This window comes from Rheinheimera fenheensis (genome assembly GCF_039871805.1).
In the GTDB taxonomy this organism is placed as follows: domain Bacteria; phylum Pseudomonadota; class Gammaproteobacteria; order Enterobacterales; family Alteromonadaceae; genus Alishewanella; species Alishewanella fenheensis.
Genome location: NZ_JBDPJM010000006.1, coordinates 60602 through 77201 on the forward strand (window position 1 = coordinate 60602; position 16600 = coordinate 77201).

Sequence of the window (16600 nt, forward strand, 5' to 3'; positions counted from 1 at the left end):
TAACTAACAGCATATTTAAGAGAATTTTATGGCAACTCCGCATATTAATGCGCCTGAAGGCGCTTTTGCTCCCACTGTTCTGATGCCAGGCGATCCGCTGCGCGCCAAGCATATTGCTGAAACCTTTTTAACCGATGCGGTTTGTGTAAACACGGTACGTAATATGTTTGGCTATACCGGCACCTACAAAGGTAAGCCGGTGAGCGTATTGGGCTCGGGCATGGGCGTGCCGTCTATGTCTATTTATGCCACTGAGCTGGTGAAGTTTTATGGCGTGAAAAACATTATCCGTATTGGCTCCTGCGGCGCCTTACCGCTGGATGTCAAAGTACGTGATGTGGTGATAGGCATGGGCGCCAGCACCGACTCCAGTGTCAACCGTAACCGCTTAGGCGGGCTGGATTTTGCCGCTATTGCCAGTTTTGAGTTACTGGAAAAAGCGGTTGCGGCTGCGCGGGCGAAAAACATTAATGTCAAAGTGGGTAATGTGTTTACCTCAGATTTGTTTTATAACCCCAGCGAAACTCTGTTTGACACCTTGCAAAAATACGGTGTATTGGCGGTAGAAATGGAAGCGGCGGGTTTATACGGTGTCGCTGCAGAGTACGGTATTAATGCGCTGGCGATTTTCACGGTTAGCGACCATATCCGTACCGGTGAAGCGTTAAGTGCTGAGCTGCGCCAGACCAGTTTTAACGAAATGGTTGAAGTGGCCTTAGGCTGTTTATAACCCGGGCTGTCTGTAACCGCTGTTAATTATTTTGCAGGACAACATTATGTCATTATCAACCAATAAAATGTTTTATGTGTCGTGGGAGGCCTTTCACCGCGCCACTAAAGAGCTGGCACACCAGCTGTTGGGTAAGAACTACACGGCTATTGTTGCGGTAAGTCGCGGTGGTCTGGTACCGGCGGCAATTTTAGCCCGTGAGCTGAATATTCGTGTGGTAGACAGCATCTGTGTTGCCAGCTATGAGCATGATAAGCAAGGCAGCTTACGTATTTTAAAAGATGCCAGTATTGAGGATTCTGCCCAGCTGCTGGTGGTAGACGATCTGGTCGACACCGGCGAAACGGCTAAAGCCCTGCGCGAGCATTTCCCTAAAGCCTGCTTTGTTACCGTGTATGCCAAACCGCAAGGTAAACCCTTGGTTGATCACTATATTACCGATATTGAACAGGATACCTGGATCCAGCTGCCATGGGATATGGAACTGGCTTACAGTAAGCCGCTGGCCGACAAATAACAGTGTACCGGGCCCGCAGCTGCGGGCCTTGTTTTTTAAGGATTATCAATGACAAAGCATCAGCTGACACTGCACTTGCCAGATTGGGTTGACGAGGTGGTAGATTGGGATAAAACCTATCGCAGTGATGAAGAGAAAATGGCCCTGGCGGTAGAGTTGTCCAGGCAAAATGTACTACGTGGCAGTGGTGGCCCCTTTGGCAGTGCTATTTTTGCCATCGACAGCGGCAAGCTACTCAGTGTAGGGGTAAACCGGGTCGTACCACTGCATAACTCAACCGCGCATGGTGAAATGATGGCTATTATGCTGGCTGAGCACAAGCTGCAAAGCTTTAGTTTGGCAGCCGATGGTATTAAACGCGAGTTGTTTACCTCGTGTGAGCCTTGCGCCATGTGTTTGGGCGGCACCCTCTGGAGTGGCGTAAAGCGCCTGGTATGCGCCGCTACGGCTGATGATGCGCGCGCTATTGGTTTTGATGAAGGCCCGGTATACGACAGCAGCTATGCTTATTTGCAACAGGCTGGTGTTGAAGTGGTGCGAATGGTACTGCGCGATGAGGCCAAAGCGGTACTGGATAATTACCTCAGCCGCGGCGGTGAGATTTATAACGGCTAAACGATAAGGGTTGAGCAGACTATAGCAGTTAACAAGTTATCACAGTTAACCAGTGCCCGGTGCAGCAGCAAAAGCTGTCTCAGTATTACTGGATTACTGGTACAGCTTTGTTGCGATGTACAGCTGCTCGACTTTTTCTCTTGCCCAAGGGGTTTTGCGTAAAAATTTCAGACTACTTTTTACCGACGGGTCTACTTTAAAGCAGTTAATATCAATCTGTTTTGCCAGCGCCGGCCAGCCGAAATGGTCTACCAATTTAGTGACAATTTGCTCCAGCGTGACACCGTGTAATGGATTATTTGGTTGTGACATCTTCGTTTCCTTAATTACGCGCTTTTGCAGCGGGGCAAAAAAATAGCCACCCCAGGGTGGCTATCTTAGCAAAACTAAAGCTTATAAACGCTCTAATACCGCAGCAGTAAAGTCAGTGGTGCCAAAACTGCCACCCAAATCACGGGTAGTGCGATCGCCTGATGCAATCACATCAGATAACGCATTACGAATTTTCTCCGCTTTGTCCTGCATACCCAGGTATTCCAGCATTTGAATAGAGGCCAGAATCACTGAACTTGGGTTCGCCAGGTTTTTACCGGCGATATCAGGGGCACTGCCGTGCACTGCTTCAAAAATGGCACAGTCGGCACCAATGTTGGCGCCAGGCGCCATGCCCAAACCGCCTACTAAGCCGGCACATAAGTCTGATAAAATATCACCAAACAGGTTAGTGGTGACAATAACGTCAAACTGTTGCGGGTTCATCACCAGCTGCATACAGGTGTTATCGACAATCATTTCCTGCGCTTCAATATCCGGATATTTCGCCGCCACTTCACGCGCTGTTTTTAAAAATAAACCTGAGGTCGATTTTAAAATATTGGCTTTGTGCACTATGGTCACTTTTTTGCGCTTTTCGCGACGCGCCGTTTCAAACGCAAACTCGGCAATACGGCGAGCACCTTCTTTGGTGACAATGCTGGTGGCTTCAGCTACTAAACCGTCAGCTGATACCACCTGACCATGGCCAGAATACATGCCTTCGGTATTTTCGCGGATAGTTATAATGTCGATATTATCGTAACGCGCCTTGGTACCTTTAAACGAAATAACCGGCCGCACGTTAGCGTACAGGTTAAATTTCTTGCGCAGTGTTACGTTAATCGAAGTAAAGCCTTCACCTACCGGGGTAGTTAATGGGCCTTTTAACGTAATTTTATTGCGGGCAATAGCGTCCAATGTTGCCTGAGGCAGTAATTCGCCGGTTTTTTCCAGCGCAGTTAGGCCGGCATCAACATATTCATAGTCAAACTCACAACCGGCTTTTTCCAGTACCTGGATAGCGGCTTCAACAATGCTTGGGCCTATGCCGTCGCCTTTAATGACAGTAATTGTTTGCTTGCTCATGGGGATCCTTAGCTGTCGTAATTATGCAAAAAAATGGGCCTCTGGCGGGCCGGAAAACGGCGTGGAATATAGCATTTTTCGGCACATTCCGCCACTTAAGCCCAGGTTTAGCGCTATTTTCGCCGTTATACCCTGTATAAGTTTGCTGAATGTGGTAATAAAACTACAGTGTTAACAGAAGTTCGTATGCTAAGGCGAGCGGCTTACAGCCTGGTACTGGGCTGTGGCGTCTTCACCGATCGCCACTAAACGTCGATTTTTAAACAATAGCGCCGTGCACTCATCTGCGGTGGTAATTCCATCGGGTGCACTGCGATGTGTGCGGTAATACAGCAACTGGTAAATCTGGCTATCGACTTTAACCGCTGCGGTAATGTCCGGGCTGCCCAACCGTTCGATAACCTGTTGCTGAGTAAGATTATCAGATAGCTGATAGCTACTGATCACTTTATGGTTAAACACCTCGCGATCTACCCAGCTCATCTGTTCGACATCATCCGGATAATACAGCAGCACGAGCAGAGTCAGAAAAGCGTACAGTATCAGGGCACCAATAAATACCGCAACTTTATTGTGTCTAAGCCAGCTTATTAACGGTAGCGGCTTTACAGTGTGATTAGACAGCGGCATGGTTAAGTCGCATCTGTTGCAGGTTCAGCCCCAGCTGAACATCGGTTTTAAGTGTTAAAATGTGCATAAAGATTTTAATCTGCTCTTTGTGCTGCAGTATTTTCTCTTTCAGTTTTTTCGGGCAATCCGGGTGCTCCAGTGCATCGGTTAGGGTAGCGCCCAATGCCATTAAATCGTGAGCGCCTTTGGGGCCAATGCCCGCCACGCCAGGCACATTATTGGTGCTATCGCCTACCAAACTCCAGTACCGCACCAGTTGCTGGCTGGGTACACCAAATTTTTGCAGTACCATTTGCTCAGTAACGTATTGACGGGCAAAAGTATCGTAAATCTGTACTCCGTCGGGCAGTAATGGCAAAAAACCTTTGTCGGTTGATACTATGGTCACGGTTTGGCCGTGCTGCGCGGCCCGGCTGGCGGCAGAGGCAATCATATCATCGGCTTCAAATTCATCCCGTTGTATGCTGCTGATGCCAAGCTCCAGAGCCTCCAGTTGCAGCTTGGGCAGGGCGTCGGCCAAAATCGCCGGCATCGGTTTGCGGTTAGCTTTGTATGGTGGGTACAGCGTTTTGCGCCAGACACTGTCGTGGCCATCAAACACCAGCAAAGCATGACTGGGGCTTAGCTCCTGCACCAGACGCTGTAGCGCCTGACGCAGCATGGCGGCGGTGTTAACAATGATTTGCTGTTTGGTGCTCTCAGCTACTTCATCTGGCAGCGGCAGGTAGGGCCGCTCCTGCACCGCGTATAAGCGGCGGATAAGGTTTAGGGCATCAATTAACAGCAAATGTGCCATCAACGTACCACCCGGTAGCAGGGCTCATATTTGCTGCCAGGCAGCTTCATCCGGCCCTGATCGACGAAGGCTTGTAACAGCGTATCCATCATTTGCATCAGTTTTGGCTCACCACTTAGCTGAAAGGGGCCATGTTGACGGATGGCTTTAATACCTTCGTCTTTAACATTGCCCGCCACTATACCGGAAAACGCCCGGCGTAAATTAGCTGCCAGTGTTGCGCTGTCCTGGTTCAGGTGCAAGTCCAGTGCGGCCATATTCTGGTGATTCGGGACAAAAGGCTGCTGAAACCCCGGCTCAATTTGCAGTGTCCAGTTAAAGTGGTAGGCATCACCTACTGATTTGCGGTAGTGGCGCACTTCGGCTGCGCCAAGTTTTAGTTTACGCGCTACAGCCGGCGCATCATCAATAATGATATCGAACAGCTTTAGCGCCTGCTGCCCGAGCGTAGCTTCGATAAAGCTGGCGATTTCACGGAAATAGGCCTCGCTTTGTTTGGGGCCAGTCAGTATTACCGGCAAGCTTTGTTGCTGATTATCCTTGTGTAGCATAATCCCCAGCAGATACAGCAGCTCTTCAGCGGTGCCAGCGCCTCCCGGGAACACAATTATGCCATGTGCAACGCGCACAAAAGCTTCCAATCGCTTTTCGATATCAGGCAGGATCACCAGCTCATTCACTATCGGATTTGGTGGCTCGGCGGCAATAATGCCGGGCTCTGTCAAGCCAAGATAGCGGCCGGTGGCGCGCCGCTGTTTGTTGTGGCCAATGGTGGCACCTTTCATTGGGCCTTTCATGGCGCCCGGGCCGCAGCCGGTACATATGTCCATCCCGCGCAAGCCAAGCTCGTAGCCGACTTCTTTGGTGTACTTATATTCCACTTCGTTAATCGAATGGCCACCCCAACAGACGATCATGTTCGGCTCGTTGCTGGCATCAATGACGCGGGCGTTACGCAATATATCAAACACCGTATGGGTAATATGGGCGCTATTTTGCAGATCTAGCCAGCTCTTGTTGCTTTGCAGCCTGCTATGGTAAAACAGAATATCCCTCAGCACAGCAAACAAGTGCTCATGAATGCCTTTGATAATTTGACCGTCGACAAAGGCGCTTTGCGGTGGGTTAAACAATTCGATTTTTATACCGCGCTCACGGCTTAGCAGATTAACGGCAAAATCCTGATACTGCTCATAGATCTCCGCTGAGCTGTCGGTATGGCTGCCCACGTTTAATACTGCCAGACAACAATTACGAAACAGCCGGAAGGCTTCCTGCTGGGTATTTTGCTTTAAATGATCGACTTCCAGTTGCGATAATAAATCCATCGATCCTAGCGGGTTTAGTTGCACATGCATGTGCGCTCCTTAGTTAACGTAAACGGGAAAGATCAGCGACCTTTTTTCAGCACAACCTTGTCGCGGCCGGCCTTTTTCGCTTCGTATAAGGCTTCGTCGGCCCGATCAAAAGCGGCGCGGCCGGAGTCTGAGGTTTGCAGTTGGGTGGCCCCAAATGAAATAGAAATAGGCACACTGACATTTTTAAATTTAAACGGAATTTTCTTTATTTTCTCACGCAGCGCATTTAACGGCGCTTCCAGTGCCGCTAATTCGGTTTCGGGGAATAACAGCACAAACTCTTCACCACCGTAACGGGCGATAAAGTCAGTTTCGCGCAGGTTCAGCTTCAGTGTTTTCGCTATCACTTTCAGCGTTTTATCGCCGGCGCTGTGACCATAATTGTCATTAATACTTTTAAAATGGTCTACATCGCCCAATACCACACACAGTGGCTTTTTGTAGCGCTGCCAACGTTGCATTTCAAGGGCATAGCGCTCATCAAATGCAGCGCGGTTGGGTATTTCAGTTAATGCATCTTGCAAGCTACGGAAATTTTGATCGGAAATGCGCTTTTTAAAGGTTTTCGCATCGCTTTCCAGTTCATCTAAACGCCGTTCCATGTCACCCAGCGTCAACAACAACTGATGGCGCTCTTGTTGTTCAAGCTGATCTTTCTCCCGCAGTGAGCCGGTAATCGCCGATAAACGCTCGCTGACCAGGGTTTTAAGCTGCTCCAGTGAGGTGGCTTTTTGACTGGCCTGGCCTAAATGGTCAATTTGCTGCTCTATCTGCTGGTTCAGCAGCTGCATTTTTTGCTTTAGCTCAGCTGAGTCATTCAGTGATGACACTACTGCCTGTTGTACGCTGGATAGGGCGTCATTCAGTTTCAGCAGGAAGCTTTCTGCCGATTGTCGCTCCCGGTTAATACTGCTGATAATAATACTGATGGTTTTCAGGCAGGCTTCCAGCAGCGCATCTATCGGCAATTTATCCAGCAGGCTTAAGCGGATTTTATCCATCTCGGCGGCGCTGTCTTCAGCAAAAGCCAGCTCACTGAGTAAATTTGTCAGTTCAACACTAATTTGTCGGCAGATATGGTCGTAACGGTCTTCGTCGCTGTTATCATCTTGTGCGAGCTGTTGCTTGGCTTGCAATGCATGTTGATACAGTTTAGTCAGATCGGTCAGGTGCGGTAAAAAGGCATGCACAGTAGCTGAGGGTTGCTCTACTTTACCCAACAGCTCGCGTAACTCGCGTCGTAGTTTATCCGGCAAACCTTTTTGCTGTTGCAGCAACTTGCCAGCTTCTGTCAGGCCTTGCTGGACTTTATGTACATCAGTTTGCTGCTTAGCTTCTAACTGCTTTAAGTTTTCACTGGTGCCTTCGATAAAAGGCAACAGCTTTTCTAAATCGGTGCCCCGGCTTAACTCGGTGCGCAGCTTAGCCAGGCGATTATCCAGATCAACATCTACGCCTTTGCAGGCTAACGATAGCCGTGACACAAACAGCGCCAGAATTTTAAACTGCGCTTCATAAGTGTCTTCCAGCGCTTTACGCGCTTTTAGGGCATTACTCAGTTGCTGTTTAGTGTCGTCCTGCAAGGTAATCACCTTAGAGCTCGTGTTAAATCCATGTTTAGACTTAAGTATATCGACAATCGCGCTAAATGCGATCACTCATTAGGCAGAAAAGTGGCTTTAACAGAAAACAGCGGACCAAAAGGTCCGCTGGGGGTAGGGAATATAGTTATAACTGGTTGCTGTTACAGGCTGTTATTTCTTACACAGATAGTAAGGTAACCAGGATGCTTCTTCAGCAGAGGTCAGATATTGCATAATCAGCAGTCCTTGTTGGCACTTCAGTCTGACAGTCCATCTGGCAGACGCTACATATTTAACCAAAAAACGCCATGTTTTGAAAGTGTGTTGGTAAGCTTTCTTTTTTGTTTTCAGTAATGGTGGGTTTGATGTCGTGCAGGTAACAATGGGTTGTCTTTAGTTTGTTGATTTAATAGGTTTTTAATTTTTGGCGGTTTGCATGATGCTGAAACCGCCTTGAAACGTTTACGAGGCTGCTAACGAAATTGTTACTGTCTGCTTAAACGGATAGCCGGTGGGCTGCAAGGCTCGCTGGCGCGCCAGGGGTTTATATCCAGACCGCCGCGGCGGGTGTAGCGGGCGTACACGGCTAAAAATTCTGGCTGGCAGCGCTGCCATATATCAGTGTAAATGCGTTCAACGCATTGCTCGTGAAACTCATTATGGCTGCGAAAGCTAATCAGGTAGCGCAGCAGGCTGGCATGGTCTATCGCCGCGCCGCGATAATGAATATACACGCTGGCCCAGTCTGGCTGCGAGGTAATAAGACAATTTGATTTGAGCAAATGCGAATGCAGTTTTTCTTCTACTTTGTCGCCGCCTGCCTGCAAGTGCAGTAAAGACGCGTCGTATTGATACTGTGTAATCTCAATATCCAAATCGTCAATACAGCGGCCCGGGATCCAGGTAGGCTGAAACGCCATAATTTCGTTGACGTTATGCAAACTGACCTTTACCGGCTTGCCTGCGCAAGCTGACAAATCGCGTTGCAGATGCTGATACACCTGGCCTAAGTCGGCAAAACGGCTTTGGTTAAAACTGTTTAAATACAGCTTAAATGACTTAGATTCAATCAGGTTAGCCGAATCAAACGGCACCACAAAAGTCGCCAGTGCCACCATCGGCTTGCCTTTGGCATTAAGCCAGGATAATTCGTAACCGTGCCAGATATCCTGGCCGCAAAACGGCAGGGCAGCGGCATCCAGGCCAATATCGTCACGGCCTAAACTGCGTGGTACTGCCTGCAATAAGCTGGCATCGTATTTGTCGGCATAGGCGGTTACTTTACCCAAGCTTAGCCCGGCGAGCGCATCTGCATGGCCTTTCATCATCTCTGTTGCTGTCATCCCAACTGGTTAGCGTTACAATGGCGCAAGTTTATCATAAAGTTTACAGGAAGGTCGCGTGAGCCTGACCGAGATTTACCACGATTTTGTAAGCCAATGGCTAAGCTGGCAAACTAACCAGCAACACCCTTTAGTGACCTGGGCCGATCCTGATAGTCCCTCGCCGTGTCAGCGGGGTGATATTCAGCATAATCAAGTCCAGTGGCAGCCGGTTAAGCAGGTACAGCCAGCTGATTTTGCTAATGTTGAACAAGCGCTCGAGCTTGAGCTGCACGCGGATATAAAAACCTTTTATCAGCTGTATTTCGGTGCGGGGTTAGCTGCCCAGCATCCCCGTGGCAAGCTGATGCTGCTGATGGTGTGGAATGATGATGATGTGAAACGGCTGCAGGAAAATATCATTGGTCATATCATCATGAAACGTCGTCTAAAGCAGCGTGAAACACTGTTTTTTGCCACTACCGAAGACGATGATATTTTGCTGTCAGTATTAAATAGCACAGGCGAAGTGTATTTAGAGCACGTTGGGCAAGAGGTCAAGGAGAAACTGGCCGACAATCTGGCACAGTTCCTCAGTCAGTTAACACCCTGTTCGTCAGACGGGCTTTGACAGTCCCAGGCAATATTACTTAGTAAATGGCAGCGGTCACATTTAAAGTCAAACAGCTGGTGCAGTGGTTTAGCCAATCGCCAGGCTCCACCGCAGCCGGGGCAGGCTTTGTCGGCTTCAAGGGCGCAATTATTACTGCTGCCACTGTATAGCGTGTAATACACTGGCTTTTGACACAGGCGTGCCAAGTTGTTGGCTAATAGCCGTCCCTGCCGGTTAAGCTGGCTGTGCAGCTGCTGCAGGCTGCGTTCGGCACTGCGATTTAATACTCTGCTTTGTTGCATCTGAATTTCATCTAATGCCTGATATTGCAGCTGCCAGCGGAACAGTGCTTCATGATCACCCACGGCGGCAGGTAGCAGATACAGTGGTACCGGCGCAAAGTGTTCGCCACAGCGTAGTGGCGAGCAGGTATCGTTAAAACGACTGTATAAGATGTAATAAGGTGCAGATGCGCAGGGATCGGTATGGTTTGACATTAAATCCATACCAAGCACGTTAAGTTGCGGGTAACCAAGGCCAGCCGTGGCTAACTGTTGCAGGGCGGCCAAACCCCGCTGGCTGTGATACTGCTGTTGTAATGCCTCTGTTGCCGGCAGCACTATCCGGCTGACAAAGCAGTCCTGCTGCCAGGCAGTGGGAAACTCCCGGCCCAGCGTCTGGCCGTTAAATATCAGCGCTTCCATATAACGGCGTATCGCCGCTTCTGCCTGGTTAAAGTCGGTATCGGCAATGACTTTAAAGGTTAGCTCTGCCAGATACATGGTTAGCGCTCGAGCTTGCTGAGCAGCAGATCCAGTTTGGCTTCTATACGAGCCAGACGGTCGTTAATGTCGTCAGCCTTTGTCTGCCGGGCTGGTAAGCTATCAGGTACTGTATTGCTCGGTGTAAGGCTGGCGTAGACCGGGTTGCTGCGCCAGTGCTGATAAGCAGCGAACAGCTGCTGGGGAGCTACCCTGCCAGCTAAGCGGGCACGAAACAGCGCCAAACTGGGTGTTTTACCCTCCTGCTGTAACTCGCTGGCCACCTGTTGTAACAGCTGTTGAATATCGTTCATCGTGTTTGCCTTATTGACTAACTAATAGCGAAATTTACCACCCTTTGGTCACTAGTTATAGTGGGTTGTTTTTAAGTTTTTGTTTTTATTGAACTTAATGGGTGGCATGCTGCTTGCTCCAACCTAGCAGGCTGTAACAGCCCTAGTGTATTACAACAACAAAGGAAATTAACTATGTTTGCAAAGATGGTTATGGCTGCTGCGCTGGCAGTGAGTTTGTCTGGCTGTGTGGTGGCAGTGGGTGGTAATCATGAGTTTGATGATGACAGCAGCTGGAAGAAAACGCAGCGGCAAAATCAGGAGAAAATTAATAACCTGACGCTGGATATGACCGCAGAGCAGATCCGTACATTGCTTGGCACACCGGATTTTACCGAGTCGTTTAGCAAAGACGGTGACAGTGTGCAGGTACTGTTTTACCGCACCCATCATGAAAAAAGTGATGGTAAAACCACCAAGGATGAATGCACTCCGCTTATCTTTAAACAAAACCGTTTGACCGGCTGGGGCGACAAAGCTTATCAGTATCTGTAATTCAGGTTTGGCCCCGGCAAACTGATGCCGGGGCTTGCTGTTAATGCAGTAGAGCGTTCAATTCATCAATCACTTCACACCAGTCAGCATCCTGTTTTAAAGATTCGCGTAAAAAGCTGGCCTGAGCGCTATTCCAAAATGGCGCATCCTGAATAGCCATGCCCGAGGCCAATTTGTGTTGGCGAATAAAGTGATTAATAGCCTGGTCGCTGTCGTCTAATCCAAGTTGGGCAAATAAGTTGTTAAGTGTTGGAGCTGAGCTTTGCATACGGTTCTCCTGTTGGCCAGTGCTGAGTAAAGCTTAGCCTTGTTTTACTATTTTGCTTATGTAGGCCGCTTGGCAAGTTATGACCTTGCTGCTATTGTGGATAAAAAAACAACAATAGCGCGCTTAACAGGGAGTCAACATGCTGGCAGATATCAACACGCTGGAGCTGGAACGGTTAAAAGCGGTTTTACTCAGTGCCGATGAGTTAAAGCTGGCGGCATCACTGTTATACCAATCGTACTTCGATGATCCGCTGTTTATGGAAATCTTCCGGGCCGATAAAGCAGAGTATGAGCAGCGATTGCGCGCAGCCATTCGGGAGGAGCTTACCACCTTCTGGCAAGCTGGCCAGCCGATGATAGGCCTGTTTAACGGTGAGCAATTACTTGGCGTGGCCTGTGTCATTAACCCTGACTCTGGCATTGGTGCCAGCCGGCTGTGGCACTGGCGGCTAAAAATGTTGCTGACCGCGGGGTATGTGTCTACCCGTCAGTTGTTGGATAAGGAGCAAAAAATTCACGCTGCTATGCCGGCTGATGTTTATCATATGTTAGCCTTTATTGCCGTAGCCCCCCGATATCAGCATTTAGGCTTGGGGCATTATCTTATTCATGCGGTTGATTCATTAGTCGATAAAGACGCCAGTTCAGCCGGGATTGGGGTGTTTGTTACGCTGGAGAAATATAAAGCCTTTTTTGCTGGTGATCATTATCAACCGGTCACCGATTTGGCATTTAATACCGTAAGTGGCACCCTGATGTTCCGGCCACGGCAAACTGCGTGATAACCGTTTTTATTAACACAACACAATTTAGACAGAGGGTGCGAATGAGTAAATTCAGTAGTTTCGCCGAGTTTTATCCCTACTATCTGGCCGAGCATCGTCATCCGCTGTGCCGGGCATTGCATTATTGCGGTAGCCTGCTGGTGATAGCGGTGCTGTGTTATGCTCTGATAACACAGCAGTGGCTGCTGTTATGGTTGTTACCGCTAATAGGTTATGGTTTCGCCTGGGTTGGGCACTTTGCCTTTGAGCACAATAAGCCGGCGACGTTCAAATATCCTTTATACAGCCTTGCGGCAGACTGGGTGATGTTAAAAGATTTTTTAACCGGCCAGCTAAAGCATAAACTGCCGGCTAATTGATGCGATAAGCCGGTAAGTTAAATGCTGCCATACGCATGCCGCTAAGTAACAGCTCAGCCTGATAGCGGCTTTCGCCATCACCGCTAAAATCGACCTGATATTGGGTAATAAACCTTAGCCGGCCATTGATTTTGCGAAAACTGTGGCCGGTGCGGCCGCAGTCTAACAACTGTAATTGCTGCTGCTGGCATAGCTGGCGCGCCACCACGATAGCCCGCTCATCCTGTTTACGCTGCAGCCAAAACAAATAGCACACTGTGCCCAGTGCCAGCAGTAATAAAATTGAACCCATAACACTCTCCCGTCACAATGTAGCGATCATGCTGATTAGCCGTGTGTTTTACAAGAGCTGGCTGGTGTTTTCGCTTGTGATACACTAGACGCTTGCCGTAAGAGAAGTGATATGACCGAACAGATCCAGTCATTGTTAGATGCGCTTGAACGTGAACTGAAACAGCTTGAACTGTGGTCGTCTGCGCTGCCGGATGAGCAGGCCCTTCAGAGCCGCTTACCCTTTTGTGTTGATACGCTGCGTTTTGAGCAGTGGCTGCAATTTATTTTCATCCCTAAAATGCAGGTGCTGTTAAACACCGCTGCGCCGCTGCCGACTAAGATTGCGTTGTTGCCGATGGCGGAGCAGGCGTTTATCAACACCGATACACGTTTTAGCCGTTTGCTCGGCATTATTTCGGCGTTGGATAGCCGCCTTACGGAGGTGCGATGAGCTCGGCGACGCCGTTTCAATTAGACGCGCCGCTCAAGATTCTGTATCAGGACGAGCATCTGGTGGCGATAGATAAGCCCAGTGGCATGCTGGTGCACCGATCGTTTTTAGATAAACACGAAACGGTGTTTGTCATGCAAACGCTGCGCGATCAGTTAGGCCAGCATGTATTCCCGGTGCACCGGCTGGATCGGCCGACCTCCGGTGTGCTGCTGTTTGCCTTGTCCAGCGACGTGGCGCGCATACTCAGTCAGCAGCAGGAGCTTAAGTTGTGGCGTAAATACTATCTGGCGGTGGTGCGCGGGTTTATGGCACAGGGCGGTGAGCTGGATTACCCGTTAAAAGAGCAACTGGATGATATCGCCGATAAGTTCGCCCGCACGGATAAAGCGCCCCAGCCGGCGGTGACCCATTATCAGCCATTGGCGCGCATCGAACTGCCAATACCGGTAAGTAAATACCCGGCCGCGCGTTACAGCTTAGTGGCGCTGCAGCCACTAACCGGGCGTAAGCACCAGCTACGCCGCCATCTGGCACATTTGCGCCACCCGATAGTGGGCGATACCAGCCATGGCGATGGTAAGCACAATGCGTTATTCAAACAGCATTTACAATGTCAGCGTTTGCTGCTGCTGGCGAAGCAGCTGCAGCTGCCCCATCCGGTAACCGGCGAACCTTTGTTGATCAGTGCCGGTCTGAACGAACTTGACAGCCTGTTTAGCCAGTTTGGCTGGCCGACAGATGAAGCTTATTATCAGCAGCAATTCGCTGAACTTTTTGCGGAGGAGAAATGGCAAAAATCGCAGTAATGGTAGGCAGTGTGTACGGTGCAGCGCAATATGTTGCCGAGGAGGCAACTTCACTACTTGGCACTATGGGGCATGACCCCAGGCTGTTTGCAGAGCCGAAGCTGGATGATGTGCTTAGCTTTAATGCCGATATCTGGCTGGTGATAAGCTCTACCACAGGCCAGGGGGACATTCCGGATAACATACTGCCATTTTACCTCGATGTGCAAAGCCGCTTTCCGCTGTTAACCGGCAAACGTTTTGCAGTGATCGCGCTGGGCGACAGTAGCTATGATACCTTTTGTGGCGCCGGCGAACAGTTACGTGCGCTGCTGTTGGAAATTCAGGGCACAGAACTGTCACCTATGCTGCGTATTGACGCCGGCGAAACCCTGGAGCCAGAGACGATTGCTTTGCCCTGGCTGAAGCAGCAGTTTACTGCACTGAGCTAACAGTATTTGTCCAGCTTATTATAGGCTTTGGCGCCCGGCATCTTAAGTGCTGGGTCATTCAGTGCGGCCAGTTTATCCACCCACATCGCCGTGGCGCCACATACCGCTATGGGCATCACAAACAGGTTAAATAGCGGGATCATGCAGGCAATATTTACCGTTATGCCAAAGGCAAAGCTATTACCGGGCTGGCCGCGTAGTTGCTGGCGCATGGTGCGAAAGTCTATTTTGTGGTTGTCGTAAGGGTAGTCGGCATACTGTATCGCCAGCAGCCAGCTGGTAAACAAAAACCACAGTATCGGGCCGACCAGCGGTAAAAATAAAAACAACACAAATAAAATAATGGCGCGTGGTAGCGCATAAAGCAGTTTTTGCCATTCACGTCCCAGCATTCGAGGCACGTCTCTGATAAATCTGGCCATACCTGTGTCGGCAAGCTTTTTGCCGGTTAAATGCGCTTCGACTTTTTCACTGAGCAGGCCATTAAAAGGCGCAGCGATAAAGTTGGCCACCATAGTAAAGCTATACGCCAGGCCTATAACCAGTGTCATCACACCCAATGGGATCAGCAAATACTCGAGCCAATGCAGCCACGCAGGTAAGTACTGCTGTACGGCGGAGACCATGGCGTTTACTTGTTGCAGTAGCAGGTAAAATGCAAATGAAAACAGCACAAGATTAATGCTAAGGGGTACCAGCACAAAACGCTTTAAACCTTTGGTGTGGATCAAAGTTAAGCCACGAAAAAAATAGTACATTACACCCTCGCTAACCGCGTGCGCTGAACAATAGTCGCAGTATAAAGCCTTCTGCTGCCGGGCCATCACGTTGTTAGCTGGTTTTTCGTAACAGAATATAACGCTGTTACACAGTGCTGGCATAAGGCCGGGCATTTTATGCTAGAATAGCGACAGTTTTTACCGCAGCGCGGTGCAACCGTTTAACGTTAAGTAAGGGTGAGATATGGCGATGTTAGCTTCGGCGCTGGTATTTGGATTAACCACTTTGTGTTTATTGGCTGGCTTAACCTGTTTGTTTTCGGCATTATTGGTGCCGGCAGAAGTGGGTGCAGAGACGCGTTTTGAAAAGCGGCTGGAATACAGCATGTTTGCAGCTGCAGGTTTGGTAAGCTTTGCGGTATTAATGTATATCAGCTGATTGTTTACTGGCTTTATAACGATAAACGGCAGCTTAGGCTGCCGTTTATCGTTTTGGTATCGAGGTTATTCCACACTGCGCAGTAAGGCGTTAATACCTACTTTGGCACGGGTTTGCGCATCGACTTTTTTCACGATAATAGCGGCATATAAACTGTGGCTGCCATCTTTACTGGGGATTGAACCCGGCACAACAACGGCACCGGCTGGTACACGGCCATAGCTGATTTCACCGGTTTCTCTGTCATAAATGCGTGTGCTCTGGCTAATGTATACGCCCATAGATAACACGGCACCTTCTTCCACGATTACGCCTTCAACGACTTCCGAGCGGGCACCGATAAAGCAGTTATCTTCAATAATGGTCGGGTTGGCTTGCAGTGGCTCTAATACACCGCCAATACCAACACCGCCGGACAAATGCACGTTTTTACCAATTTGCGCGCAGCTGCCCACGGTAGCCCAGGTGTCTACCATAGTGCCTTCACCCACATAGGCGCCGATATTAACGTAAGAGGGCATCAGCACCACGTTTTTGGCGACATAGCTGCCCCGGCGCACTGCTGCAGGCGGCACCACGCGCACCCCTTCGCTACGGAACTGTGCATCGCTGTAGTTAGCATATTTCATTGGTACTTTATCAAAAAAGCGGTTTTCCGCACCGTCCATCACTTGGTTGTCGTTAATGCGAAACGACAACAATACGGCTTTTTTCAGCCACTGGTGTACTACCCACTCGCCAGCAATTTTTTCTGCCACCCGGGCGCTGCCGTTATCCAGCATGCTGATAACGCTTTCTACTGCTTGTTTTACCTCTGCTGACACTGTGCTTGGGGTAATGTCTGCACGTTGTTCAAATGCCTGTTCGATAATGCTTTTTAACTCTGACAT

The 16600-nt window shown here is 49.4% G+C and carries 24 protein-coding genes; 11 read left to right on the forward strand and 13 right to left on the reverse strand.

Annotated features, from left to right (window positions below; all coding sequences use genetic code 11):
* Positions 1 to 28 precede the first annotated feature (28 nt).
* Genes deoD through ABGI61_RS10555 form a run of 3 tightly spaced genes read left to right on the forward strand, consistent with a single transcriptional unit; the run spans position 29 to position 1862 of the window.
* Positions 29 to 730 (forward strand): purine-nucleoside phosphorylase, encoded by a 702-nt coding sequence (gene deoD, locus ABGI61_RS10545; RefSeq protein WP_347600823.1) that lies wholly within the window; start codon positions 29 to 31, stop codon positions 728 to 730.
* 46 nt (positions 731 to 776) lie between these two features.
* Positions 777 to 1247 carry a xanthine phosphoribosyltransferase gene (gene gpt / locus ABGI61_RS10550; protein WP_347600826.1) on the forward strand — a complete coding sequence of 157 codons (471 nt, stop codon included), beginning with the start codon at positions 777 to 779 and terminating at the stop codon, positions 1245 to 1247.
* Positions 1248 to 1295: 48 nt separating this feature from the next.
* The gene (locus ABGI61_RS10555) at positions 1296 to 1862 is read left to right on the forward strand and encodes a nucleoside deaminase (RefSeq protein WP_347600828.1); all 567 of its coding nucleotides are present in this window, start codon (positions 1296 to 1298) and stop codon (positions 1860 to 1862) included.
* 93 nt (positions 1863 to 1955) lie between these two features.
* Here ABGI61_RS10555 and ABGI61_RS10560 read toward each other — a convergent pair whose 3' ends face one another.
* The 7 genes from ABGI61_RS10560 to queF all read right to left on the reverse strand — a co-directional run bounded on the left by ABGI61_RS10560 (position 1956) and on the right by queF (position 8958).
* On the reverse strand, positions 1956 to 2174 hold the full coding sequence (locus ABGI61_RS10560; RefSeq protein WP_347600830.1) for a VF530 family protein: 219 nt from the start codon (positions 2172 to 2174) through the stop codon (positions 1956 to 1958).
* 81 nt (positions 2175 to 2255) lie between these two features.
* Positions 2256 to 3263, reverse strand: coding sequence for an isocitrate dehydrogenase (locus ABGI61_RS10565; protein ID WP_347600832.1), 1008 nt, complete (start codon positions 3261 to 3263; stop codon positions 2256 to 2258).
* A gap of 189 nt (positions 3264 to 3452) precedes the next feature.
* The gene (locus ABGI61_RS10570) at positions 3453 to 3893 is read right to left on the reverse strand and encodes a DUF3192 domain-containing protein (RefSeq protein ID WP_347600834.1); all 441 of its coding nucleotides are present in this window, start codon (positions 3891 to 3893) and stop codon (positions 3453 to 3455) included.
* Positions 3880 to 4689: a flap endonuclease Xni gene (gene xni, locus ABGI61_RS10575; RefSeq protein WP_347600836.1), complete on the reverse strand. Its 810-nt coding sequence runs from the start codon at positions 4687 to 4689 to the stop codon at positions 3880 to 3882. Before xni ends, ABGI61_RS10570 begins: the two co-directional genes overlap by 14 nt.
* The gene (gene ppnN / locus ABGI61_RS10580; protein ID WP_347600838.1) at positions 4689 to 6047 is read right to left on the reverse strand and encodes a nucleotide 5'-monophosphate nucleosidase PpnN; all 1359 of its coding nucleotides are present in this window, start codon (positions 6045 to 6047) and stop codon (positions 4689 to 4691) included. The genes xni and ppnN overlap by 1 nt, the downstream gene beginning before the upstream one ends.
* Before the next feature lie 32 nt (positions 6048 to 6079).
* The gene (locus ABGI61_RS10585) at positions 6080 to 7639 is read right to left on the reverse strand and encodes a diguanylate cyclase (protein ID WP_347600840.1); all 1560 of its coding nucleotides are present in this window, start codon (positions 7637 to 7639) and stop codon (positions 6080 to 6082) included.
* A gap of 476 nt (positions 7640 to 8115) precedes the next feature.
* Positions 8116 to 8958, reverse strand: coding sequence for an NADPH-dependent 7-cyano-7-deazaguanine reductase QueF (queF, locus tag ABGI61_RS10590; protein ID WP_347600842.1), 843 nt, complete (start codon positions 8956 to 8958; stop codon positions 8116 to 8118).
* Between the two features lie 73 nt (positions 8959 to 9031).
* Between queF and syd the strand changes: the two genes are divergently transcribed.
* Positions 9032 to 9583 (forward strand): SecY-interacting protein, encoded by a 552-nt coding sequence (gene syd, locus ABGI61_RS10595; protein WP_347600844.1) that lies wholly within the window; start codon positions 9032 to 9034, stop codon positions 9581 to 9583.
* Here the strand turns inward: syd and ABGI61_RS10600 are convergent.
* Both ABGI61_RS10600 and ABGI61_RS10605 read right to left on the reverse strand, forming a co-directional pair.
* The gene (locus ABGI61_RS10600) at positions 9550 to 10347 is read right to left on the reverse strand and encodes a Zn-ribbon-containing protein (RefSeq protein ID WP_347600846.1); all 798 of its coding nucleotides are present in this window, start codon (positions 10345 to 10347) and stop codon (positions 9550 to 9552) included. The genes syd and ABGI61_RS10600 overlap by 34 nt on opposite strands.
* 2 nt (positions 10348 to 10349) lie before the next feature.
* A complete protein-coding gene (locus tag ABGI61_RS10605; RefSeq protein ID WP_347600848.1) occupies positions 10350 to 10640 on the reverse strand; it encodes a hypothetical protein in 291 nt (96 codons plus the stop codon).
* A 174-nt stretch (positions 10641 to 10814) separates the two neighbouring features.
* Here ABGI61_RS10605 and ABGI61_RS10610 point away from each other — a divergent pair, with 174 nt between their 5' ends.
* A complete protein-coding gene (locus ABGI61_RS10610) occupies positions 10815 to 11174 on the forward strand; it encodes a DUF3192 domain-containing protein (protein WP_347600850.1) in 360 nt (119 codons plus the stop codon).
* A gap of 40 nt (positions 11175 to 11214) precedes the next feature.
* On the opposite strand, the gene ABGI61_RS10615 is transcribed toward ABGI61_RS10610, so the two are convergent.
* Positions 11215 to 11442: a DUF2789 domain-containing protein gene (locus ABGI61_RS10615; RefSeq protein WP_347600852.1), complete on the reverse strand. Its 228-nt coding sequence runs from the start codon at positions 11440 to 11442 to the stop codon at positions 11215 to 11217.
* Positions 11443 to 11581: 139 nt separating this feature from the next.
* Here ABGI61_RS10615 and ABGI61_RS10620 point away from each other — a divergent pair, with 139 nt between their 5' ends.
* Both ABGI61_RS10620 and ABGI61_RS10625 read left to right on the forward strand, forming a co-directional pair.
* The gene (locus ABGI61_RS10620) at positions 11582 to 12226 is read left to right on the forward strand and encodes a GNAT family N-acetyltransferase (RefSeq protein ID WP_347600854.1); all 645 of its coding nucleotides are present in this window, start codon (positions 11582 to 11584) and stop codon (positions 12224 to 12226) included.
* 44 nt (positions 12227 to 12270) lie between these two features.
* Positions 12271 to 12588, forward strand: a complete 318-nt coding sequence (locus ABGI61_RS10625) for an Mpo1-like protein (RefSeq protein ID WP_347600856.1) — start codon at positions 12271 to 12273, stop codon at positions 12586 to 12588.
* Here the strand turns inward: ABGI61_RS10625 and ABGI61_RS10630 are convergent.
* Entirely contained in the window at positions 12581 to 12880 is a 300-nt protein-coding gene (locus tag ABGI61_RS10630; RefSeq protein WP_347600858.1) for a DUF3301 domain-containing protein, read from the reverse strand. The genes ABGI61_RS10625 and ABGI61_RS10630 overlap by 8 nt on opposite strands.
* A 111-nt stretch (positions 12881 to 12991) precedes the next feature.
* Here ABGI61_RS10630 and ABGI61_RS10635 point away from each other — a divergent pair, with 111 nt between their 5' ends.
* From ABGI61_RS10635 to ABGI61_RS10645, 3 genes are read left to right on the forward strand one after another with little or no spacing between them, the layout of a single operon-like run.
* Entirely contained in the window at positions 12992 to 13312 is a 321-nt protein-coding gene (locus ABGI61_RS10635) for a YqcC family protein (protein WP_347600860.1), read from the forward strand.
* Complete coding sequence (gene truC / locus ABGI61_RS10640) at positions 13309 to 14121, forward strand: tRNA pseudouridine(65) synthase TruC (RefSeq protein WP_347600862.1); 813 nt, start codon at positions 13309 to 13311, stop codon at positions 14119 to 14121. Before ABGI61_RS10635 ends, truC begins: the two co-directional genes overlap by 4 nt.
* Positions 14103 to 14552, forward strand: coding sequence for a flavodoxin (locus tag ABGI61_RS10645; RefSeq protein WP_347600864.1), 450 nt, complete (start codon positions 14103 to 14105; stop codon positions 14550 to 14552). Before truC ends, ABGI61_RS10645 begins: the two co-directional genes overlap by 19 nt.
* Here ABGI61_RS10645 and cysZ read toward each other — a convergent pair.
* Complete coding sequence (gene cysZ, locus ABGI61_RS10650) at positions 14549 to 15310, reverse strand: sulfate transporter CysZ (protein WP_347600866.1); 762 nt, start codon at positions 15308 to 15310, stop codon at positions 14549 to 14551. The two genes, ABGI61_RS10645 and cysZ, sit on opposite strands and share 4 nt — an antisense overlap.
* A 205-nt stretch (positions 15311 to 15515) precedes the next feature.
* Here cysZ and ABGI61_RS10655 point away from each other — a divergent pair, with 205 nt between their 5' ends.
* Positions 15516 to 15710, forward strand: coding sequence for a hypothetical protein (locus tag ABGI61_RS10655; protein WP_347600868.1), 195 nt, complete (start codon positions 15516 to 15518; stop codon positions 15708 to 15710).
* Between the two features lie 65 nt (positions 15711 to 15775).
* On the opposite strand, the gene dapD is transcribed toward ABGI61_RS10655, so the two are convergent.
* Entirely contained in the window at positions 15776 to 16600 is an 825-nt protein-coding gene (gene dapD, locus ABGI61_RS10660) for a 2,3,4,5-tetrahydropyridine-2,6-dicarboxylate N-succinyltransferase (RefSeq protein WP_347600870.1), read from the reverse strand.